Annotated in this window: 18 protein-coding genes; 7 read left to right on the top strand and 11 right to left on the bottom strand. The window is 58.2% G+C overall.

Annotated features, from left to right (window positions below):
* Nucleotides 1–6: 6 nt before the first annotated feature.
* Together PDM29_RS17190 and PDM29_RS17185 are read right to left on the bottom strand one after the other, a co-directional pair.
* Nucleotides 7–999 carry a CBASS cGAMP-activated phospholipase gene (locus PDM29_RS17190; protein WP_425508686.1) on the bottom strand — a complete coding sequence of 331 codons (993 nt, stop codon included), beginning with the start codon at nt 997–999 and terminating at the stop codon, nt 7–9.
* A complete protein-coding gene (locus tag PDM29_RS17185) occupies nt 999–1,223 on the bottom strand; it encodes a DUF2188 domain-containing protein (RefSeq protein ID WP_262246284.1) in 225 nt (74 codons plus the stop codon). The genes PDM29_RS17190 and PDM29_RS17185 overlap by 1 nt, the downstream gene beginning before the upstream one ends.
* Before the next feature lie 245 nt (nt 1,224–1,468).
* On the opposite strand from PDM29_RS17185, the gene PDM29_RS17180 reads away from it, so the two are divergent.
* The gene (locus PDM29_RS17180; protein WP_262246286.1) at nt 1,469–1,861 is read left to right on the top strand and encodes a helix-turn-helix domain-containing protein; all 393 of its coding nucleotides are present in this window, start codon (nt 1,469–1,471) and stop codon (nt 1,859–1,861) included.
* Nucleotides 1,862–1,863: 2 nt separating this feature from the next.
* Nucleotides 1,864–2,727: an ImmA/IrrE family metallo-endopeptidase gene (locus PDM29_RS17175; RefSeq protein WP_311191266.1), complete on the top strand. Its 864-nt coding sequence runs from the start codon at nt 1,864–1,866 to the stop codon at nt 2,725–2,727.
* A 67-nt stretch (nt 2,728–2,794) separates the two neighbouring features.
* Here the strand turns inward: PDM29_RS17175 and PDM29_RS21085 are convergent, their stop codons facing one another.
* Complete coding sequence (locus PDM29_RS21085) at nt 2,795–3,418, bottom strand: histidine phosphatase family protein (RefSeq protein ID WP_425508685.1); 624 nt, start codon at nt 3,416–3,418, stop codon at nt 2,795–2,797.
* Between the two features lie 57 nt (nt 3,419–3,475).
* The gene (locus tag PDM29_RS17170; RefSeq protein ID WP_262246290.1) at nt 3,476–3,844 is read right to left on the bottom strand and encodes a hypothetical protein; all 369 of its coding nucleotides are present in this window, start codon (nt 3,842–3,844) and stop codon (nt 3,476–3,478) included.
* 80 nt (nt 3,845–3,924) lie between these two features.
* On the opposite strand from PDM29_RS17170, the gene PDM29_RS17165 reads away from it, so the two are divergent.
* Nucleotides 3,925–4,149 carry a helix-turn-helix domain-containing protein gene (locus PDM29_RS17165; protein WP_262246292.1) on the top strand — a complete coding sequence of 75 codons (225 nt, stop codon included), beginning with the start codon at nt 3,925–3,927 and terminating at the stop codon, nt 4,147–4,149.
* Between the two features lie 672 nt (nt 4,150–4,821).
* Here the strand turns inward: PDM29_RS17165 and PDM29_RS17160 are convergent.
* The 4 genes from PDM29_RS17160 to PDM29_RS17145 all read right to left on the bottom strand — a co-directional run bounded on the left by PDM29_RS17160 (nt 4,822) and on the right by PDM29_RS17145 (nt 10,194).
* Entirely contained in the window at nt 4,822–5,322 is a 501-nt protein-coding gene (locus tag PDM29_RS17160; RefSeq protein WP_311191265.1) for a hypothetical protein, read from the bottom strand.
* Nucleotides 5,315–7,651 carry a hypothetical protein gene (locus tag PDM29_RS17155; RefSeq protein WP_311191264.1) on the bottom strand — a complete coding sequence of 779 codons (2,337 nt, stop codon included), beginning with the start codon at nt 7,649–7,651 and terminating at the stop codon, nt 5,315–5,317. The genes PDM29_RS17160 and PDM29_RS17155 overlap by 8 nt, the downstream gene beginning before the upstream one ends.
* Nucleotides 7,648–9,078: a tyrosine-type recombinase/integrase gene (locus PDM29_RS17150; protein ID WP_311191263.1), complete on the bottom strand. Its 1,431-nt coding sequence runs from the start codon at nt 9,076–9,078 to the stop codon at nt 7,648–7,650. The genes PDM29_RS17155 and PDM29_RS17150 overlap by 4 nt, the downstream gene beginning before the upstream one ends.
* Before the next feature lie 105 nt (nt 9,079–9,183).
* Entirely contained in the window at nt 9,184–10,194 is a 1,011-nt protein-coding gene (locus PDM29_RS17145) for a site-specific integrase (RefSeq protein WP_311191262.1), read from the bottom strand.
* A gap of 757 nt (nt 10,195–10,951) precedes the next feature.
* Here PDM29_RS17145 and PDM29_RS21080 point away from each other — a divergent pair.
* Nucleotides 10,952–11,530, top strand: coding sequence for a histidine phosphatase family protein (locus PDM29_RS21080; protein ID WP_425508684.1), 579 nt, complete (start codon nt 10,952–10,954; stop codon nt 11,528–11,530).
* Nucleotides 11,531–11,545: 15 nt separating this feature from the next.
* On the opposite strand, the gene PDM29_RS17140 is transcribed toward PDM29_RS21080, so the two are convergent.
* On the bottom strand, nt 11,546–12,451 hold the full coding sequence (locus PDM29_RS17140) for a DNA-binding protein (RefSeq protein ID WP_311191261.1): 906 nt from the start codon (nt 12,449–12,451) through the stop codon (nt 11,546–11,548).
* Nucleotides 12,452–12,555: 104 nt separating this feature from the next.
* On the opposite strand from PDM29_RS17140, the gene PDM29_RS17135 reads away from it, so the two are divergent.
* The 3 genes from PDM29_RS17135 to PDM29_RS17125 all read left to right on the top strand — a co-directional run bounded on the left by PDM29_RS17135 (nt 12,556) and on the right by PDM29_RS17125 (nt 16,709).
* On the top strand, nt 12,556–13,641 hold the full coding sequence (locus PDM29_RS17135; RefSeq protein WP_311191260.1) for a tyrosine-type recombinase/integrase: 1,086 nt from the start codon (nt 12,556–12,558) through the stop codon (nt 13,639–13,641).
* Between the two features lie 199 nt (nt 13,642–13,840).
* Nucleotides 13,841–15,298 carry an SEC-C metal-binding domain-containing protein gene (locus PDM29_RS17130; RefSeq protein ID WP_311191259.1) on the top strand — a complete coding sequence of 486 codons (1,458 nt, stop codon included), beginning with the start codon at nt 13,841–13,843 and terminating at the stop codon, nt 15,296–15,298.
* 40 nt (nt 15,299–15,338) lie between these two features.
* Nucleotides 15,339–16,709: a hypothetical protein gene (locus PDM29_RS17125; RefSeq protein WP_311191258.1), complete on the top strand. Its 1,371-nt coding sequence runs from the start codon at nt 15,339–15,341 to the stop codon at nt 16,707–16,709.
* Nucleotides 16,710–16,950: 241 nt separating this feature from the next.
* Here PDM29_RS17125 and PDM29_RS17120 read toward each other — a convergent pair whose 3' ends face one another.
* Together PDM29_RS17120 and PDM29_RS17115 are read right to left on the bottom strand one after the other, a co-directional pair.
* The gene (locus tag PDM29_RS17120; protein ID WP_311191257.1) at nt 16,951–18,384 is read right to left on the bottom strand and encodes a KAP family P-loop NTPase fold protein; all 1,434 of its coding nucleotides are present in this window, start codon (nt 18,382–18,384) and stop codon (nt 16,951–16,953) included.
* 695 nt (nt 18,385–19,079) lie between these two features.
* On the bottom strand, nt 19,080–20,594 hold the full coding sequence (locus tag PDM29_RS17115) for a DUF1254 domain-containing protein (protein ID WP_311191256.1): 1,515 nt from the start codon (nt 20,592–20,594) through the stop codon (nt 19,080–19,082).
* Nucleotides 20,595–20,600: the final 6 nt, after the last annotated feature.

Below are 20,600 nucleotides of genomic sequence, written 5' to 3'. Positions count from 1 at the left end.
CGGTTCCTATGCGTTCTTGAGAGCGCCGTGGTAGAACACGGGCGAGGCGGCTATGTGGTCACGGAAGGGCTTGAACAGAGGATTGCCCAGTGCGCGTTGGGCTGCATGCTTACCCCGATCCTTTAGGGTGTTGGTGGCACCGACGGACACGCGATCCAATGCCTTAATGTCGCGGCACTGGTCCGGCGTAGCCTGATCGTCAATCTGCAGGTACTTGTCTCCAAGTGATTGCCGCAACATGTAGTCCACCGAGGATTCCTGGGCAGAAATGACCAGGTCGAACAGCCCGCCGCGCCACATTCCGAACCCTCGATCCAGAGTTGCACCGCCACGCAGGGTGGCACCGATGGTCATGGTTCCGATGGAGAGAACCCGGATCTCGGCCTGCCCACCCGGTGCCAGAAAGGTCCTCACCTCATGCAGCCCAAACAGTCCCGGGGCGTTGCCTACCAAGCCGCCATCTGCAAAGACTCCGCGATCGTTCCTGGATAGCGGGAAGTAGACAGGTGCTGCGGCCGTCGCCATGGCCACGTCGGTCACCTGCATGCGGTGGTCAAGCTCAAAGGTGGGATGGTGGGGCGTCTTGAAGAACTGCCCTCGCCCGGTGGTGTAGTTCACCGCCGGAATCAGCACACGATGCTTCAGATCGCCGATGGTCGTGGAACCAAAGCGCTCATTTAGCACCCCCTGAAGGCCTGCCGAATCGTGCTTGGCTGCCAGCCAGAACCCAAACAGCCGGCGCGCCAGACTACGTCGACCGAAGATGCGATTGCCCTGATCCTCGAATAGGCCTTTGAGCTCTAAGGCAGGAATCTCGTTAGCCAAGCCCAAGGCCAACATCCCGCCTGCCGACGTTCCGCAGATCAGGTCAAAATGCGCAGCAATGGGTCGCCCCAGAACCGCTTCCAGCTCAGCAAGTACCGTGGCCGTGTACAGGCCACGATAGCCGCCTCCTGAAAGTGCGAGCACGTGGTAGGTCGGGATGTCAGCCATGGTCATCAGCCCTTCGGCGGGTTGGGGTCATGGCCGTGACTGTCTTTGTCACGGATCTGACCGTTCGGACGATGGATCACCAGCTCACTTTGCTGGTTGCGGGCGATCCCGCGACCGGCATCGATGGCTTCCTGCTGGGTCTGGTGGACCGAGGTTGCCCGCTGGTTGCCAGCACCGCGGACGGCCCAGCCATCCGGATGGGGTACGACATGTTGGTTCTTGCGTGTCATCTCGAGCTCCCGTGTAGGTGGTGCGGACCACGTTGATAACCAGGTTGCTGCCGGTACTGCGATGAAGCACAATGCGTTGCTTGTCCAGACAACGGCCCGAGTATGGGCCAGCCCATTCATGAGAATGGGGCGTGTTGTCTGGATGGACAACACGCTAGCAGGCCTTGGACGCGAAAGCAACTGGGCCCCCAAAAATGGGTGTAAAGCCTTGTCTGGCGTGCCTTTGCACCGATTAGGAGTCAAAAATGCCGCAGACCGGCTTAGGCGTTGCCCTAAAGACGCTTAGAGAGCGAAATGGGATGTCGTTGAGGGAAATTGGCCAGCGCTCCTCTACCGACCATGCGTACATCCATCGGTTGGAAACGGGCGAAAAGACCAGCCCATCCAACGATCTGGTAGCCAAACTGTTGGCCGTACTGAGGCCAAGTGAGCGCGATGCAGGTATCGTCTACTGGCTAATGGACCACCCTGAGGCGGATGTGGAGCTGGTGGACTATGCCCTGCAAGATGGAGATGTCAGCCTGGAAGTCTTCTCCGCCGCTGCGGGCATGAAACATCGAGGATCGGTCAGGCCGGACCCGGTTACTTTGATATCCAGAGTGAGGCGGGCATTCGAGGACGATGATGAGGACGGCTAAGCATGGACGAGCTGTGGGTTAGGCAGAAGGCGCGCGGGTTTGTCGCCAAAGTGGCGTTACCGCCGGTCTTTGGTGATCTGACGCCCTATCTGGAGGCTATCAACGCCAAGCTCCGACAAGAAGAGCTTGAACAAGGTGAATCTGGGTACACCATCACGAAGCCCAATGGCCGTCACATCGTGACGGTCAACAGCACTGAAACGCTGGAACGCCAGCGCTTTACGATCTGCCACGAGATTGCGCACATCCTTCTGGAGCTACCCTCCAGTCACGAAGAAGTGCCTTCTTGGTCCTATGCCAAGCGGCACCCCAATGAGGTTGCCTGCGACACCTTCGCGTCAGAGCTGTTGATGCCTTACAAGCTGTGGCTGGACAAGGTGCCGCCGGACGACCCCTCCATGGAGATCATCGAGAATCTGGCAGTCACATTTGGCACTTCTTTCCCTGCAGCTGCGTCACGGTACGCAAGCCTCAGTCACAGACCATGCGCCTTTGTCACGATGGAGCGCGGTGCCGTTCGATACGCCTCTCGCTCGACATCGCTACGCAACGTCAACGCGCAAATCCCAGCTCGATCGATTATTCCGGCGGGGTCGGTGGCCAAGCGCTTGCGTGAAGCAGTTGTCAGCGCCGCCGCCGCCGGCGAAGTAGCTCAGGACATCTGGTTCGACAACTGGAAGAAGGGCGGCGTTTTGTGGGAAATCAGCCGTCACTTCTCAAGCCGCGATACTACGGTATCGCTACTTTGGTTTGACGAAGACGAACTACCAGATGGGGAGCTCGACCGATTCGGCACATCGATTGATGAGGAAGACGGGCTGGAAGAGCTCACCGGCCACCTCTCTTGGAACAAGCAGAAGCGCTAAATGTGTTCGCTTGCTTGATCGACAGCAACAGCCATCAGTCAACCAAGGAAGACTCAAGACACTGAGGTCACCCTGCCGAACTTGGCCATCGAACTATTGTTCCTGGTGAGGCAGGGAACAGCTGCAATCCTTCGCAGTGGTGAATTGGAGACATTCGGTCCAGAGCGCGAAATTCTCGCATTCCCGCTTCGGAAGCCGGTTCACCCCTGTAGCCATTTAGCCAGTAGATCATCTGCAGGAACTGCCCGTGACTGAAGGCGACGGCTTGAATTGGGTGCGAATACTTGCTGAATATGGACAGGGCGTCCCGCGCACGCCCAATGAACATCGCGAAGGACTCAGCGCCTGGCCCATCTATGTAGTTGGGGTCCCCCCGCTCCCAGTATTCGCAGACCCAGCGCATCCTCTCAGTAGCGGTCGTTCCTGCGCAACGTGCCGGGCAAAGATAGGTGAATTCGTGGATCGGTGCCTCCTGGATACGCACACGGCACCGCTCTGCAGTGGGTTTTGCCGTTTGTACAGCCCTCAAGAAGGGCGAGCTCCAGATTGCTCCTACCGGCGAGGCGACCGTCGACCTTGAGAATTGTTTTGCTTGCGAATGCCCCAACGTCGTGAGTGGAATGGTTGCAGGGTGAAACGTTGCCGAACCGGCATTTGCGGCACTTTGAGCATGTCTAATTAGAGTGAGCATCGCATCTCATTCAAGTTCTCGGCTCCGGTCCTAAATCAGCGAGCGCAACAACTCATCTTACGCCCGCTTCGATGATCGAAGGCCACGGCGCGTGCGCTTTGTGCCCAGGATCAGATCTGCATTTTCGTCCAAGAACATACCCATATCGCTGCGGCGCTGAAGAACCTTCGCAGGTATCTCGAGGTTCAACTTCCTGGCGATGGATACCGCATAGCTGATTTGAGCGGAGGTGGGAGGCTTCAGGTCCCAGTCGAGTGAGTCCGACAGGACCGGCAAGAGTCGTGCAGCGACCCTAGCAGCAAATTCTTCGCGCTCGGGGTCATGAGCCAGCCGCAACCATTGCTCATGTAAAGACTCAAGCACACCAGCCGGGGCACCTAAGTCCAGCAGGAGGTCGTAATCCGGATCGATTAGAAGCAGCGCCATGGCTTTGCCTGCTGATACCTATAGGTAGTCTACCTTTAGGGTGGTAGCTATAGAAGTAGCTCAACGCCAATCCTGTAGCCATGCAGGAACAGAATATAGCCCTCCGGCTTGGGGCCGCCATTCGGACAAGCCGCTTGGCCACCGGGTCGAGCCAGGAACGCTTCGCCGACGCGATTTCGATGCATCGCGCCTATTACAGCGCGATCGAGCGAGGCGAGAAGAACATCACGATCGTCACATTGGCCCGCCTCGCCGACGGCCTTGGGCTCAGGCCGTCCGAACTCCTGGCTGCAGCTGGTCTTTAGCGCAGCTGGGCTGAGGGTAGGGCTACCGTCGCGCTCGCCGAACCTGCGGTTCGTGCGCTACGCGGCGTGTGAGGGAGCCGCCGCCCATCAGGCTCAGCGGGAGGAGGGAGGCATAGGCGGATCAGATGACGGCAGACGACGTCGCATCGCTGTCAAGGCGCTCGGTGTCGGCCTGCACGCGCTTTATTACGCCTGGGCACATCAAGCCGTGGTTGCCGCTTGCCGAGTGCCCAGCTGCAGGGCGGAGGTGTCCTGACGGATAGCCTGCAGCCGGTCCCCCGTGTATTCAGGTTGGCATGGGGCGGCAGAGACGGTGCTAGAGCCAACTGAGCGAGAGCCGAGGGGCATAGGCATCTGGCGGATAGTCATGGAAAAGCCCGGTGCCTCCACAGGCCGAGCGTACACTCGTATTGAGGGCAACCAGCGAGGTCACCCGACGGGCGTGACCAGCGCGCCCTTCTTTTTTGGGAGGGAGCGAGACCCCGGCTAATCCCGTCTGGCGCTGCTCATCCACAGAATCACCGCTCCGTCGCCGGACTGGCAGTAGGACGTCTGTCAACCGACCGGGCCCGTGGCTTCTCCGGTCGGGCTAATCATCGAAAAGTAGGGGAGGGCGAGCGCGCCTTGCGACCCGCGCGGCACCTCTGACCGCGCGCAGAATCTGCAGCTGCGTCACTCCTCCTGCAACCTTCGTCTGTTTCTTCTGCTTTCCGGGATTGAATCAACGCTTGCCTCAGGCATTGCGCCTAGCTGACCCAATTTGTCCCTCGTTTCGCGATACGACGTGTAGAACTGGGCCCACTTGTTGAAGCCGCCCAACTCGCCGATCGCCCGGATCAGCGCGACATGTGACGAAGTCAGCAAGGCAACCTGAGACTCAAGCTCGGAGATATACAGGTCCCGATCTGCTAGCGCGCTCGCGGCTGCGTCACCAGCCAACTTGGCAGGCCTGCCACGCCACTGACGGAACTCAGCCTGCCGCTGCTGGTAAATAGACAGAAGCCTGCTACGTTCCACGTTCCGCGTAATTGATGACGCTGCGTTGATCTTTGGATGTAGTCGCGCGACGGCTCGCGCGGTGATGTCCTGATCCCGCGCCAGGAGATCATCAAGCACCGAGAGCATTTCCGGCTCTTGGTCAGTCCTGCCACGATCAGAGCTGTCATTAATCATCCAAAACTCCCTTGGGTGTAGGAAGTGAAAGGTCCCTGCCTTCTGGAAATGGCTTCTCGCCAGGGGATGTGGCTAGCAGCGTCCGCACTCCAGCCAGCCTAACCTTCGCGTGATGAATCTGATTGGTTCGGCCCGGGCTGCTAGAGCACCGTGACTCTGCAGCCTCAACAGTCGCGACAAGCTTGAGCTCTAGGGTCTGCAGGTGGCGTCGATTCTCAGGTAGGTTGGTGGCGGACAGATGCCTGCAGCCAGAGAAGCACTCAAGGTGCTTGGGGCATGGATCTACCGTGAAGCTATTTAAGCAGTGACCATAGGGTGTGGCATGAAATCCATCGGCTTCCGCCTTTAGGAAATCGAACGCAGCAGCGTCGCCCTCAGTGCTCTGGATTCGCTTGAATGCGCTCACAATGGGCCCGCTGGCGCGGCCCAACTGAATCATTCTGGCCACGATGGACGCCTTCTCGCCCAGTGCTGTTTCTACCTCATCTGGAAGCTCGATCTGATCAAGCTCCTCAGCCAAGCTGCGGTGATCGTACTCATAGCTCTGAGCTACGCTACGACGGTTGAACCGCTTTGAGATGATTGTGTCCGCAACGCCAAGCCTGAAGAGCTCAGTATTCTGAAGGTGACGGAGAGAGTGCGAGGTCAGAACGAGCTCCTTGTCCGCCGCAGAGTGACTGTAGCGTTCAAACAGCGTATCTCGAGATTTCTGCTCGCCCAGGCTCATATTGACCAAACGTTCGTCTGGCCTTCCTATGGAGAAATAGCGGGTCACATCGCAGATCCCTCCGTTTCGCTCTTCACTCAGCGACCGCTTTGGATGCAGGAAGAGGAACTCCCAAGGGGAAAATTTGCGGTCCTCAAGGTCAAATGCTGCTGTGTCTGGCAGCTTTGAGGCGGTCGCAGTACGAAGGTGACTCTCAACCTCATGAATCCTCACGAACGCAGATCGGAGATCGCGCCAAGCGCTACTTAGGGAGATAGCCTCCCCATTTTCACTCCTAAGCGACAGAGCACCGCGGTCTCCACTGTCCGCTCCTGCCATGCGACGGAAGTACATCTTGGCGGCTACGCTCACCTCTCCTTGGGAGTTCGTGCTCATCTGCTCCTGCAGATACTGGATTTCAGAGAAACTCTCGAACGTGTATTGACGTCGACACCGCTCAATGAGACCACTCTTCTGCATCTCATTCAGATCAAGCCAGAAAGGATTTCCCGTGAGATAGGTGTATATCTTTGTGGCGGGAACGAGGTCATCCAACTGGAAGTCTGGAAGAAGGCGGCCTGTACTTACTTGCCGACGAAGTGTATTTCGAAGAGGATCGGTGATTGCAGCCGCCCGCGCGAGCGTATCCGAAACAATTTCTTCGAACATCTTCGGCACGTAGTGACTTGCCTCGGTGAGCAGTGCGCTTCTTGCGTTCTTTGTCTGTTGCTTCTCTGCAAAATGCCGGATCATCAATGAATGCGAGTACCCGCCCAGCTCGCCTGCAGGGCGATGCCTCGAGTCGTAGTAGTGTCTCTCCGTACGCCAATCCGCGGGGAGTAGAACTGCCTCGCCAATTCTAAATCCGGTCAGCATCATTGTTCGAATGGCTGCGAATCTAAGCTCATCCATGAATGTGACTGGCTGCTCAGTCATCACAATTCTAACTAGCTCCCAGAACGCTCGTCGCTCCGGAAGGCGCTCAGCCTTCTTGCGTTCCTCAAGGCTGTGCTTGATCTCAGGCTTCGATTTCAGGAAATTGGAGCGCCGAGGAGATCGGGTCTGGAGACGTGATGAAGCAAGGGCAGGGTACAGGGGTCCCGAGTCCGTCAAGTGGTTGGTGTCGAGGAGATCGTGGGTCAGTCCGGCGATCAAGTCGCCAAGCTTTCCTGATGCCTGAACTTCCTTTCCGATAGTGATCGCCAAGGTCATGTCATCGACTGTAGCTTGCCACGGGTCTATGGCGGCCAGGCAGGTTGCGACCACTCGCAGGGGCCTAACAACATTGTTGGCGACGTGGCCTGACGAGTTCCTTCGAACGAACAGTTGCTGCATTACCGCGGCTTTGATGAGGTCCTGCCACGGCGGAGAAAAGGTCACAGGATGCATTGCTTGAAGCCCGTTGGACGCGCGCACGCGATTTAGGGCACTCAGAGCAGAGAGATCAGAAGATAGGTGGCGCAGGCGATGCGTAGGCGCTACACCTCCTGCAAGACTTGTCAGATCCCACTCATGACCCTTCAATGCGGTCCCCGAATCATCGAGCGGGATATCCCATCCCAATCCGTGCGTAGTTGCCAACTGCATTCCATGCTGTACAAATGCTTCGAAGTGGAACTTCATGAGGGTTCCCCCTCAATTTCGACTACGACCGCCTGAACTTCCGCGATTGTTCGCTCGAGCTGCAAGTAGGCCGGTGACACGGCATCCCCCCGAGAAGACTCATGAAAGAATCTCGCAACCTCACGCAGGTCACCTAGTACCTTCAAGTGCATCGGAAGGCTCTGGATCGGCATGAATTTGGGGCAGCCATAGCATGACAAAATTGGATTGTAAGGACATGCAGGCTGACCAGAGGTGCACCCCCCAATGCCGGCGATTGCTACTCCATGAGGTGCGCCGCCGATCTGCTGCGAGTCCTTTAGGTGCGCCAACTCTTCTGCACTGATAAATCTGTCATGGGCAATGCGGGCAACTCGCTGATATATCTCTGATATCCCGAGAGCGGAATTCACCCGTTCAGCTTGATTCGCAGACGTGTCGTAGTAGACCAGCGCGGTCGTGCTGTCCGAGTGACCGAGGAACTCCGCCAGCTCATCATGACTCGCTCCGGCATCAACCAGGCGCTGCGCAGCCGTGTGGCGGAGGTTGACTGCTGTTGCCTCCAACTTGAGCCGGGTACGGAGCAGGGCGCTGATTTGGCGGGTTGCCTCATGGGCGGAATGGATGCCAAACAATCTATCAGGCCCGCCCGCGCCGTCCGTTCGCAGCTGGTTTTCGATTTGGACAAATAGCGAAGTCCATTCGCTCTTTACACGCCTCACTAGAGGCTTGGTAGAGCTGGACGCCCGTTGCTTAACCATTCTAAAAGTGATGTAGACGGAGGTGAAGCTCTCCCCAGGGTTATCCCGGATCTTTAAATCGCGAAGTGAGAGATACGCGATCTGAACGGGGCGCATTCCAAACTGATACGCACAGAGCAACATTGCCGCTTCCTGGGCTTCCTTCAGCGCGAGCCGCCCGCTGCCAGACTCCGCTGCTGCCTCGTCCAAGAATCGAACTATCGAAGCTTCTTCGTCAACAGAGACAAATGCGCGACCCGATTTGACGACAGCGTACTTGTCCTTGAAAGGAAGGGGTAGGGCAGATATCACCTCAAGATAGGACTCGGACCACCCACCAAGTCGATGTTTGCACAGCAGTTGCAAGATTGACTTTGCACAGGCGTATGCATCGGTAGGAAGCTCTCGAGAAAAGAAGACTGACCAGAAGACACCAGCCTGGACGGGCACTAGCGTTGAAATCTCCGATAGCCCTGCATCTCCTATTGCCTTGCTTCCGAGCACATACTTCACCGCTGTTGTTGGAGCACGCCCTTGTGCCAGAAGATTCACGAAGACGTGCTTTATCAGGAGCGCATGAGGAGCCGATAGGTGATCGAGTCCAACGTTGATGGCTCGCCCATCAACGTAGACCACAAAGCTAGAGGCCTCTTGGAAATCTCGAATTGATCGCTGCTTCTCATCGAAGTCATCGTAATAGCGGACCATGGGCGGCAACACAGGGAGGTGGTCCACTATCGAGGAAGCATTACGATCAGCTGCCGAACTCGTACTCGTCCTGTTCATCACGCTTCTCTCCTAAAGAGAGGGGCTCTAAGGTATCGCCCTCAACACCGCCAACCTTTCATCCAACGAATCATTCCATACAGTCGACAGGCGATCCTCGAATACCGCTCCGGCGTACCGTATGGGCATTTGGGACTCTCTGGACCAGCCGAAGAAGGATCTTAATTTTTGTAGCGCCTCCTCCATGGAGTCACCTTGTCTCAGTAGCTGGTTGAGTCTCACCACAGCACAGGTATGTCGCAGGTCGTGCGGCGTTACAGTCGAACGCCCGTTTCTGTCGACCAGCTCCTTGATAGTTCTCGGGGGAAGGTTGGCAGAGATCTTTGCGAAGATCTTTGTTAGAGACTCCGTGGACAAAGGAGTGTTTTGCTGTGTGTTTAAAAGGAAAGGGTGGTCAGGCTTCCCCCGGTAGTTTTCAACGTAAGACTGGACGACTCCAGCAGTCGCCGCGCTCACTGGCAATTGGCGAATTGCGTTGGAAGACTTGATGCTTGGGCGAGAGTAGCGTGAGTCAAGTTCATCATCTGCGTACTGGCTAAGTGAGACATTCAACCAGTGCCGAGTCCGCTGTTGACGTTCGTCGAACGCACTATTGATCACATCAGCCGATAAGAGCATCAACTCGCCGCGGCGAAGCCCTTGATGAAGCATCAGCATGAATGCCAGGAAGGCTAGCCATCGCCCACGCTGCCTTGAGAAAGGGTTGATCCGGGACTCAGGGTCAAGCATCTCGTACAGGGCTTCGATCACGGCAGCGGGGAGGGATCGAATTCGGCTTGTCTGCCTTCCTTTCCGAACATGTAGCTGGCCGTAGAGCGTGGTCAGTCGATGAAGCTGCCCGTCGATGCGTCGAAGTCTTTCGATGGGTAGGCTTGTCTTAGAAAGCCAAGTCACGACCGTCGTCACAAACACCAATCCGGTCCTCCACCGCGCTTCATCAGCTGATGTCGGTTCAGCTCGATTCCGGATGGATATGAACCAAGATTCCAGTATTTCAGCGAGCCGAACCTCGTCGAGGTCAGCAATCGCGTCGTCCAAGGAGCACGCTCCAAATAGCCGATCCGCGTGGCAATAGAGGCTCTCCACGTATCTAAGCCGCTTGATCTGCGTCGACACAGCTGCTCCAGATCCGGACATTGACGCCCAGACGGTAGCCCAATAGCGCGGCAAGTTGTAGCGACTATCAACGATCAAAGGTCCGCGCAGAGAGCTCGGAACTTGGGTGTCAGTCAACTGTCTCAGCACGAGCTCGTCCTGGGAGGGCAACGTCATTTGTACTATTTGTCAGGTTGCTGTTGCAGTCAAACCTCGACAAGATCCCGGAAGACGCAACACCTCCATAAGTACCACTTTTTCGCATAATGCATATTATGTAATCCATGGATCCTGCTGCGCCGAGTGCTTCAGTCTGTCGGTGTCGGCAATCCCAATTGATGCGACCGGTTCCTAGATCGTGCACTCCATTGATATTAAAGATTTTTCTCTGAGTATCGCTCGCATCAATTGAGGACATCATTTCTTCAAGATCGCCTCAATTGATGCGAGCGGATAGCAGTGTTCCCTATTGGTGTCGTTCGTCCTTGGAAACCCTATCTATTTGAACTTACGGCCTTGTAGCTGCGTTGCGGAGCCTACAGACAGGAATTAGGGCCAACTAGCCCTTCAATCAGTTCCCAGACCGTGTGCAAACCCGCCTATCTGTTGCACTTGCTTTCCTCCGGTGGCTCGAACTCCAAATTGCGAGACTGACGTGCTCGGTTGCCAAGTGATTGTTGCGCTCGGCTATCATTGAGCCATGATGACCCTAATCAGGCACGCGGAGAGCGTTGCCAACGCCGGGCGCAGAACCTTTGACCCCGGTACCATCGGACTGACAGATGCGGGTGTGCTGCAGGCCGAGGCCTTAGCAAAGTCGTGGGGACGAACCCCTTCAAAGCTCATTAGCTCTCCATTTCTGAGAGCTTTAGACACCGCCAAGCCATTGGCCACTCGATTCGGACTACCGATTCATGTGGGTGACCTTCAAGAGTTCACCTACCTCTCACCCGATCGCTGCCGAGGAACAACCCCGCATGAGCGCAGGAACTGGGTGGACGCGTATTGGCAGAGAGCGGAGCCAGATTTCCGAGACGGCACCGGTGCCGAGACTTTTCGAGAGTTCGCGTCAAGAGTTGAAGGAGCGATCTGCGCCATAGGTGGCAGCTGCGAACCTGGCGTTGTTGTCGTCTGTCATGGTCAGGTCATCCAGATGGCCTGCTGGCTTGTTGGACGTAGTGCCGTCTCCCTAGACGCAAACGCCATGCGCGAATTCAGAGAGTTAGACATTAATTCCCCAGTAGGCCATTGCGAACAGCGCGTGCTGATGTACTCCTAAGGCGAGAAGATTGACCTAGCGTTTCTTTTGCTTCGTCTGTGCTTGCTTTCTGGGCGATGCCGACCGCCTTTTGGTTCGGAGTGCAGTCTCGATTGCTGCAGGAATTCTACTCAGCTGTTCCTCAAGTACTGCAGACTTGGTTCGATGCCTTTCCAAGTCTTTGGATGCCTCAATGGCGCACTGTTTAGCGGATTCCAAGTCGATCGTGAGTGTCCGTACGATCGATCTGTGAAGCTTCTCTGAGTTGTTCAATTGGCTGCGGAGCTCCTTCGACTCTTGGCGCGCCCGGTCTATCTCAACCATGGCACGATCCTCGACAGATCTGGTGTGCTGCGTAAGGCTGTCACGTTCGGATCTTGCCAGTTGCTGGAGTTCGGCTACACGGGCCTCTGCGGCAGCAGCCACAGCTGATGCCTGTTCAAATCGTCGGTCAGACAATGAGCATTGCTCGCGAGACTCTTCCAATTGCGAACGCAAATGATCCACAAGTCCCCTCAGCTCGGCCACCTGGCTGAGTGCAATGCGCTCAGCGTGGGCGCTCTCGCTAGCGGTTGCGCGAAGGCGAGACGCCTCATCTGAGAACCTTTGCTCTTCACTCTGAAGCTCGCTACGTGCATTTGATAGCTCCTGCCGGACCCCAGCGAGCTCGAAAAGGATGACTTCACGCGCGTGTTCCTGGGCAAGGGCCCACCACTCGCCTGCCAACTGTGCCAGTGCCGCTGGCGCATTATTCAGGCTCGGTCGCTCGGGCTTCAGGCGGTCGCCCAGACCCTTCCACCAAGTGTCCAGCCAGCGCGTCACCGTGTTGGGGGACCCCGTGCCTAAGTGGCTGCGGATACGCTCTACCGTTGGTCGCTCGCCGCGGGAAACCAGTTCGTCAGCAGCCGTGTGAACGTCGGATTCGGAAATCCCGCGAGCCATAGAATTGCCTCCTGTATGGGCACCCTGCCCCGTTGATTCGGTACTGGCGATAAGTGATGATTATCGCGGGTATATTCTTTCTAGCGTAGCGTACATTACATAGTATGAAAGATATTTCTACAATTCCCGTTTCCGCCGCAGCGGCCACCTCCCTGGCACTGCCCGAACAGCTGGCCCAACAGGCGGCCGATGCGGTCCGCGAACTGCTGGCAGAAGCGGCGGCCGAGAACACCACCCGCAGCTACACCAGCGCCCTGCGCTATTGGGCGGGCTGGCATGCGGCGCGCTACGGCATCGAGCTGGCTTTACCGGTACCCGAAGCCACCGTGCTGCAGTTCTTGGTCGATCATCTACAGCGCCGCTCAACCGACGGCGAATTGGCCTGGGAACTGCCACCAGCCGTCGACCAGGCCTTGGTGGCCGCTGGCCTTAAGGGCAAGGCCGGCCCATGGACCTTGGCCACCGTGCGCCATCGCGTTGCCGTGCTGTCCACCGCGCACCGCCTCAAGCAAGTGTCCAATCCCTGCGAGCAGCCAGCGATCCGCACCGTCCTCAGTCGCGCGGCAAGGGCCGCGGTCAAGCGCGGCGAACGCCCACGCAAGAAGACTGCGATCACCCTGGCCGAGCTGGAGGCCATGTTGGTCACCTGCGACGACAGCCTGGAAGGAATTCGGGATCGCGCCCTACTCTGCTTCGGATTCGCTAGTGGCGGCCGCCGGCGCAGCGAGATCGCCGCTGCCGACCTGCGCGACCTTCGCCGCATCGGCGAAGAGGGCTATATCTACCGTCTGGAGCACAGCAAGACCCAGCAGGCCGGCGTCACCGCAACCTCGACACCGGACAAGCCGGTGCTGGATCGGGCTGCCCTCGCCCTGCAGGATTGGCTGGAGGCGTCTGGGATCACCGAAGGGGCAATCTTCCGGCGGCTGTGGAAACAGCGGGTCGGCCCTGCCCTGTCCCCGGCCGCCGTGGGTGAGATCGTGCAGCGGCGGGCGCGCCTCGCGGGATTGGAGGGGGATTTTGGCGGGCACAGTTTGCGGTCGGGGTTCGTGACCGAGGCCAGCCGCCAAGGCGTGGCGCTACCGGCGATCATGCAACTGACCGAGCATCGCTCGGTGTCGAGTGTCGTGGGGTACTTCCAGACCGGCGGAGCTACAGCAAATCCAGCTGCTCGACTGTTGGAGGATTGATTGCCTTGAGCGTACTATGGATTTGGGGCGCTATCACCGAAAGCGGCCGGCAAGGCGCTGAACGAGCACCCCTGGATGGCGCAAGCGATCGGTTGCTTCCAGGCCGGCGAGATCACCCAAAACCCCGCGGCCCGCATGCTCGACGGCGATGCGGAAGCCGCCCGCTAGACTGCATCGTTCCCGTTCAGGAGTGTTACGCATGGAGGCCGGCCATAAGTCTGCGGGGGTTACTGAAACCGAGCGCATGCTCGCGGACTTCTGCGAGCGCTCCTTCCTGAAGTTGTGGACCTACCCGAACCCGTATAAGGACGACGGCAAGGAGCTCTGCGACGTCCTGGCGGCTTTTGGTGACCACATCTTCGTCTTCTTCGATCGCGAGAAGGCCTATGGGGAGAACCCGGACACCGATCCCCTGATTGCCTGGGACCGCTGGAAGCGACGCGCGATCGATCGCCAGATCATTACCGCCCACGGCGCCGAGCGCTATCTGCGCAGTGGCCGCCCCATCTACCTCGATGCCAAGCTGACCGTGCCGTTCCCGTTGTCTGTCGACCCGGCGGCCACCGTCCACAAGATCGTGGTGGCACACGGTGCCAAGAACGCGTGCGCGCGTAGCTCTGAGCAGAACATCTACGGCAGCTTGGCCATCACCTACTGCGATCCGGACAAGGGCCACGCACCGCGCCCTTTCCACGTCGACCTGGACCGGCAGGATCCGGTGCACCTGTTCGACAGCCACAACCTCCCAATCATCCTGGGCGAGCTCGATACGATCAGCGACTTCTCACGCTACCTCGATGAGAAAGTTCGAGCCATCCGACGCTTCGACGTTCTGGCGTACTGCGGCGAAGAAGATCTGCTCGGGCACTACCTATTCAACTTCGACCAGGCGACGAATGTGCATAGGATCGGCTCCGACGAGCCGGTCACAGGGGTGATGATCGGCGAAGGCGAATGGCACGGCTTCGTGAACTCCGCCCTGTATCAGAACACCAAGCGCGAAGACGAGGTCTCCTACTTCTGGGACGAGCTGATCCAGCGCACCTGCCAGAATCTGCTGGACGGCACCTTGGGCGGCAACGCCGACCTGCTCCGCGGCCAGAGCGCCATCGTCGAGATGGTGAAGGAACCGCGGTTCGTGCGACGCGCCCTGTCGAGCAAGATTCGCGAGAACGTCATCAACTTTCCCAACACTGGCGGGTTGACGCGTCACGTGTCCTTGATGCCTTCGTTCTATCCGGAGGTCGGCTACGTCTTCTTCCAGTTGCGCGCGCCCGAGGCGATCCGCGTGCAGCCCGACTATCTCGACAAGCGTCGCACTTTGCTCGAGATCGCGTGCGGCGCGGCGCGCAACAAGTTCCCGCACCTGCACAAGGTGATCGGCATCGGCATGGACGCGCCGAAGTTCGCCTGGAACACCAACTCCGAGGACTTCATCCTCATGCCCGGCGAGCCATGGCCGGACGACGTCCGCGATCACTACCAGGCGCTGAATGAGGACTGGTGCTTCTTCGACACACCGCAGCTTCAAAAATACGAACAGACAGTCACCCAATTTGTCCCACCGAAGGCTGCTCTCGTCGGTGAAAAGCTTGGGCGCAATGAACAGTGCCCCTGTGGATCAGGCAAGAAGCACAAGAAGTGCCACGGCGCGTGACCCATGCGCCGGCAGGGATACCGCCTGATATCCTAGTCACATGCATCCAATCTCCCTGCCCCGGTTCAATGCGTTGGCGGCGTGGTGCCGCTTCGGCCCTTCCATGTGGATTCTGGACGAGGTCGCCTGGTTCGAATCGGCCGACGGGCAGCTACTTGGGGTGATCGTGCGTGACCGCACCGACGGCGACTTCCTAGGCATCTACTTGGCCCAGGATCGCGTCGGGCGGTTCCGCCAGATCACCCAGACCGACGCCTTTTTCGATACCGCCGAGGCTGCCGCAGCCGCGCTCGTGGGCGGAGCCCCAGCGTTGTTGACCCGCCTCGAGGCCGAACGTGGCCAAGGCGACGAAGGGCCCGCGCCGGTAGATTTCTTCCGGCTCGAGGTGGAGCGTGAACGCCTGCATCCGAGCTTCGCCATACTCTTGGATAAAGAAGGATTCAGTCCGGCACGCGCTATCGTCGAGGCGATGATGCGCTGGTACGAGGACGTCGACGGCAACTTCATCGAGCAGTTTCAGACCCGTGCCTTCGACGCGCGACTGCTCGAGCTCTATACGTACGCAATGCTCGTCGAGAATGGCTTTGAGCTCACACGCGAGCATGAAGCGCCCGACTTCCTCGCCCGGGATATCCTCGGCACGATCGCGGTAGAAGTCACTACCGTCAATCCGACCCAGGACAGTCAGGGCAATCTGCAGGCACCACCGGAGATCTCGACAGAGGACGAGCGGCTTGCCTACCTCAAGCACTACATCCCAATCAAGTTCGCCGGTGCGCTGAAGAAGAAGCTCCGCAAGGCGTACTGGAACCTGCCGCATGTCACCGGCAAGCCGTTGGTATTCGTCATTCAGGACTTCCATGCGCCGGCGGCGATGACATTCGCGCGCGGCGGGTTGATCAACTACCTATACGCATACGAGCACAATGCATACCACGACGTGGACGGAAGGCTCGTCGTGGTGGCGACCAAGGTGGAAGAGCATCGTTGGAGCGACAGGAGGGCGGCGTCAGGGTTTTTCGATCTGCCTGGGGCCGAGCATGTTAGCGCCGTGATCTTCAACAGCGGCGCGACGCTGCCGAAGTTCAACCGGATAGGCTACGTAGCCGGTTTCGGTTCCCGGCGGGTCCGGATGATTCGCCACGGCACCGTCTGGAACCCCGCCCCAGACGCGGCCGAACCGATCCCCTTCGCAGTGCGCGTCGACGATTCGGACTATGCCGAATCGTGGACCGAAGGCCTGGACGTTTTTCACAACCCACGCGCGGCAATTCCGCTCAACCCTGAGCATTTTCCGGCGGCCGTGCACCATTATCTGCAGGCGGACGGCACCATCAATTCCGTTCAGTCGGCCGACCTCGTGCAGCCGTTGGCCTCCTGGACGCAGATTTTCATTTCTGAAGATATCTAGGCCCTGGACTGCAAGTGAGAATCCAGGCATCCTCCGGATGAATTTTCCTTCGCTATCTACATCACGAGATCCGCTTTCATCCAAGAACGGAAGCTCTCAGTGACTTGCGGCTGACCGAAAAGCCCCCTCCCCTACCGCTGCGGGATGCAGCGTCATTCATCAGTCGCAAGCAACACGTCCTCAGTTCTTCATCAGCCCACGCGTCTGAGCGACCGCTGCCCTTTGACTAAACAGATTAAAGCTATGCCCTAGCGAGCCTTGAGAAGGAAGAGGTCACATCGGAAAGACCGATATTGCTGAGTTTTCTTAAGCGCGCATGGATTGGAAGCAGTTCAGGCTCATCAACACTTCCGTACTCTCTAGCATTGTTGACTATGACTGATGATTTCTGCTGACTAGGACGATCCCATGACGCGAGGGCAGTAACCCAATCCCTTAGAGGCTTTAGGCCACTGCTCTCCGGACGCTCGAAATCCATCTGACCGAGGAACGACTGCGATGTGGGATTCTTGATGATCTCGCGATACTTCTTTTCACGCCCAAAACGCATACATGCCAAGAAGACCGAGAGCTGTGGGAATGCAACCTCTTCTGGCTCGCGAGTGCGGAGGTATACGTCTATGAGAGTGAAGGCTTGCGCCTGGTCCCTTAGCTTCAGATCGAGCCAATCGGCTACTTTAGGGAAGAGGTCAAGTGCTTCAGAGTAGTCGTAGCGCCGATCAAATGACTGTATACCATGAACATACGAAGCGATCTGCTCTCGCGAACCGAAGCCCTGATCAAACAGCATTTTACCTTCAGGCACGATTCGGTCCCAGCCAAAGGACTGAAATAGCACGCCTGTGAACTGTAAGGCATTGGGTTCGGGCAGCACGTACTCATAGTCGAAGAATTTCCGAAGGTACTCCTCACTGTTTAGTCCGGAGCCGTACTGGGAGTTGACTGCAGCAGGCAGATTCTTTCCATCGGATGCTATGAGGAAGACAATGCCGTTGACGTCAAAAAAGTGCTTGACGCGCTCCAGCATGCGCACAGCGTAGTCGGGCCTGCACCTATCGAGTTCGTCGATGATAATTACCAGTGGCTTGACGATCGGGCTAACGACGCCCGGGCGCGCTCGCCCCGTTAAATAGTCCCGCGCATGCTCGATGCCAATGCGGAGATCCTTGCTAGCCTTAACCCTTCGCGATACCACCTCTTTTGCAGCAACCAATGCGCCCTTCAATGCGGCACCCGTCGCCGCGAGTAGCGGCGTGGCGACCGCAGTGGCAGCAACTCCAATCTCCGAGAGCGGGAGAGCTATCGCGAGCGAAGCCTCCAAGAGTTCATCAGGGGACCTTGTTAAGCCTCCGCCGTGAGCGGCCGCCTCATCTGCCTGTCTTTGATTGATGGCTTCGACGAGGGCGACAAGTGGATCCGCCAGATAGTCAGTTCTCCACGCATCCACCCGGACGGTGGGGACTTTTTCCTGTTCCAGCTCGAGCTGAAGCTGGTGCATAAACACCGTCTTTCCGCTTCCCCAAGGTCCGTAAATGCCTATGACATAGGGCTTGGTTGTGGCTCTAATGAGGCGTGTAAGTGTTACAGCGCATTCACGACGGCCAAGTGGGTCATCACCCCAGATGTCCTCGTTGGTCGGTGTGTGCTGCTGGAGTTTCGAAAGAAACATCACCATCGGCCTTGCTTGGGATGCCTCATTCTGGTGCCAACGCTCGTTCGCAGCAAGAGTTTCAACGACCATGAGCAAGGTTCGCCGCGTCTCAGAATGCTTCCCAGGACAGGATTCGGACAATGTTCCACCCCTGAGCGAAATTTAGCCCAGGGACATCGAGCTGCTCGCAGACAAGCGAGAGCTCTATGGCATGGTCGGGCTGCTTCGCCATATTGAAATTGGGCTAGATCGACGCAGCTGACATGATGGTTCAGCTGTGCGGTCACGCGACCCGCCTGGTCATAGCCTGATTGCAGTCCACAGCAATCTGCCAGCTTACTTTCCAGGTTGTACAACGGGCGGCCGAAGCAGCTCCCGAAGAAGCGTTAAGGTCTGTCGAACAATGGTTGGATGGACTAAAGGCCGAAACATGCGTTTCCCTAAACGACAGCGGACCTTTCTCGACTCCGCACGCTCGTGAGACAGTCCTGCCGGCCAAAAGCCGCCCCTACCCCCGATAAATCTTCCTTATCCCCCGCCCTGCCGATGTCCGCTCCCAGCCGGAAGCGGACATTCACAATCGCCCGAAGCGCTGACGGCGACGCAGGGTGCGTGTTTTGTAACGCCTCCAGCCATGATTGACAGAGCTCATCATTGAACGCCCTGCCCTTGGCGAATAAGAACGAAAGGATGCAACTGGCGCACCGCTGGGGCTAATTTCAGCTCTGCCGCACCACTTGAGGCAGCTTGTAGATTCCATCGAGAATTGTCGCATCCGGCACGTAGGCGCGGACGATCAGCGCGAACGCGTCGCGTGGGGCGGGCAGCCAGTTGGCCTTCCCGGCCACATCCCGGGGTTCGTCGCTGGACAAAACGAGCGTGAGCGAGCCGTCCTGGTCGAAATGCAGTTCGTTGGCGTCGAGGTTGACCGTGCCCAGGTTGTGCCGGCTGTTGGGGCTCTCCGGTAGCATATAGTAGTCCTTGTCGTACATGGTTAGGGACCAGAACCCACCTCGCGTACGATCCACGGGTGGCAGTTGATTCTTTTCGAATCGCATCGTGTAGTGGTAGCGACCGTTCAACAGAGCGCCTTGGTCATCGACGCCGCGGATGAGGTAGGCCGCTTCTTCGAAGTCATTGACATAGATATAAATCGCGGCCGCCTGCGCCCTGCTCAGCCAGTCGCTGCCCCAGCGTCCACTGTTGGCCTGGCGCTGCCAACCGTTCCCGGCGTCCGTTCCGACCTGCTCGTAACGTGCGCCTTGGAACAGTTCGGCGTCGGCGATCAACACCGTCTGGTCCAACAGCGCCTTCCATGCCGGATCACGCTCGCGCAACGCGAGCAATACGCGCGCTTGTTCGGCCATCACGGCATCGTCCGGGCCGACTTGCGGATTGGCGTCCAGTGCCCGCTTCAGATCGTCCCAGAAGGTCTCGCCATGCACAGGACGCTCGCGCAAGATGTCAGGATCGGCTGCGAGGATATCGGCATTGAGATTGGGTGGATATACCTTGTTTCGCGCACTGGACTCGCAGTCGAAATGGCGCATTCCCGGCCGATCCTCGCTGAGCGGCGTAGCGCCCATCTGATTAAGTACGGCGCGTGCCTGTGCCTTGGCCTCGGGCGTGCGCGCGGCGAAGCTTCGCGCCATTACTACGGCGACATCCGTCGGTGAGTGCAGTACGCCGCTGAAGCCTTGCGGCGTCCCGCCTCGCCAGTTAGGCCCGACCAGAAGGAACTTGCCGGCTGGCGTTTTTGACGCAGAGCCCAGTTGGTGGATCACGTTGGTGAACGCATCCACAATCTGAATGGTCCAGTAGTGACCTACGGGAACATCCCTCGGTGTCTGTACTACTACGGGTTCTTCGCCAAGGTCTGCGAAGCAGGCACCGTAGATCGTGTCGTTGTTCGGCGTCACGATTTTGCGTTGGGCGGCGGGCAGGTAGTCATCCACATAGCCCATGTGGTTCTTTGGCGAGCCGGGGAACAGGCCCATGGCCATGCCGGGCCCGTGGCCCTTCATGAGTTCCCAAGTGCTGGTGCGCCGGAACGTGTTGACCAGGGGATGACCCCAGATATAGACCACCCGTGCCAATGCCTCGGCGTAATGCTGGCTGGCCACGCGCGCCGGCACGGCGGCACCATCTTTAAGGTCCGGGTGGGCTGGCGAGAACGCGCTGACCTGAGCGGGGTTGGGCATGCGTTTGCTGCTGGACTTGTGCGGGCTGGACATTATGGC

Source organism: Stenotrophomonas oahuensis (assembly GCF_031834595.1).
Lineage (GTDB): Bacteria > Pseudomonadota > Gammaproteobacteria > Xanthomonadales > Xanthomonadaceae > Stenotrophomonas > Stenotrophomonas oahuensis.
This window is presented reverse-complemented; position numbering and strand designations above follow the sequence as displayed.

What these genes read in the sequence shown, in the direction of transcription:
- PDM29_RS17140 (WP_311191261.1), bottom strand. Translation starts at nt 12,451, where the DNA reads ATGGCTCGCGGGATTTCCGAATCCGACGTTCACACGGCTGCTGACGAA.
- PDM29_RS17170 (WP_262246290.1), bottom strand. Translation starts at nt 3,844, where the DNA reads ATGGCGCTGCTTCTAATCGATCCGGATTACGACCTCCTGCTGGACTTA.
- PDM29_RS17175 (WP_311191266.1), top strand. Translation starts at nt 1,864, where the DNA reads ATGGACGAGCTGTGGGTTAGGCAGAAGGCGCGCGGGTTTGTCGCCAAA.
- PDM29_RS17155 (WP_311191264.1), bottom strand. Translation starts at nt 7,651, where the DNA reads ATGAAGTTCCACTTCGAAGCATTTGTACAGCATGGAATGCAGTTGGCA.
- PDM29_RS17180 (WP_262246286.1), top strand. Translation starts at nt 1,469, where the DNA reads ATGCCGCAGACCGGCTTAGGCGTTGCCCTAAAGACGCTTAGAGAGCGA.
- PDM29_RS17130 (WP_311191259.1), top strand. Translation starts at nt 13,841, where the DNA reads ATGGAGGCCGGCCATAAGTCTGCGGGGGTTACTGAAACCGAGCGCATG.
- PDM29_RS17165 (WP_262246292.1), top strand. Translation starts at nt 3,925, where the DNA reads ATGCAGGAACAGAATATAGCCCTCCGGCTTGGGGCCGCCATTCGGACA.
- PDM29_RS17185 (WP_262246284.1), bottom strand. Translation starts at nt 1,223, where the DNA reads ATGACACGCAAGAACCAACATGTCGTACCCCATCCGGATGGCTGGGCC.
- PDM29_RS21080 (WP_425508684.1), top strand. Translation starts at nt 10,952, where the DNA reads ATGATGACCCTAATCAGGCACGCGGAGAGCGTTGCCAACGCCGGGCGC.
- PDM29_RS21085 (WP_425508685.1), bottom strand. Translation starts at nt 3,418, where the DNA reads ATGCTCACTCTAATTAGACATGCTCAAAGTGCCGCAAATGCCGGTTCG.
- PDM29_RS17125 (WP_311191258.1), top strand. Translation starts at nt 15,339, where the DNA reads ATGCATCCAATCTCCCTGCCCCGGTTCAATGCGTTGGCGGCGTGGTGC.
- PDM29_RS17160 (WP_311191265.1), bottom strand. Translation starts at nt 5,322, where the DNA reads ATGATTAATGACAGCTCTGATCGTGGCAGGACTGACCAAGAGCCGGAA.
- PDM29_RS17135 (WP_311191260.1), top strand. Translation starts at nt 12,556, where the DNA reads ATGAAAGATATTTCTACAATTCCCGTTTCCGCCGCAGCGGCCACCTCC.
- PDM29_RS17150 (WP_311191263.1), bottom strand. Translation starts at nt 9,078, where the DNA reads ATGGTCCGCTATTACGATGACTTCGATGAGAAGCAGCGATCAATTCGA.
- PDM29_RS17120 (WP_311191257.1), bottom strand. Translation starts at nt 18,384, where the DNA reads ATGGTGATGTTTCTTTCGAAACTCCAGCAGCACACACCGACCAACGAG.
- PDM29_RS17115 (WP_311191256.1), bottom strand. Translation starts at nt 20,594, where the DNA reads ATGTCCAGCCCGCACAAGTCCAGCAGCAAACGCATGCCCAACCCCGCT.
- PDM29_RS17190 (WP_425508686.1), bottom strand. Translation starts at nt 999, where the DNA reads ATGACCATGGCTGACATCCCGACCTACCACGTGCTCGCACTTTCAGGA.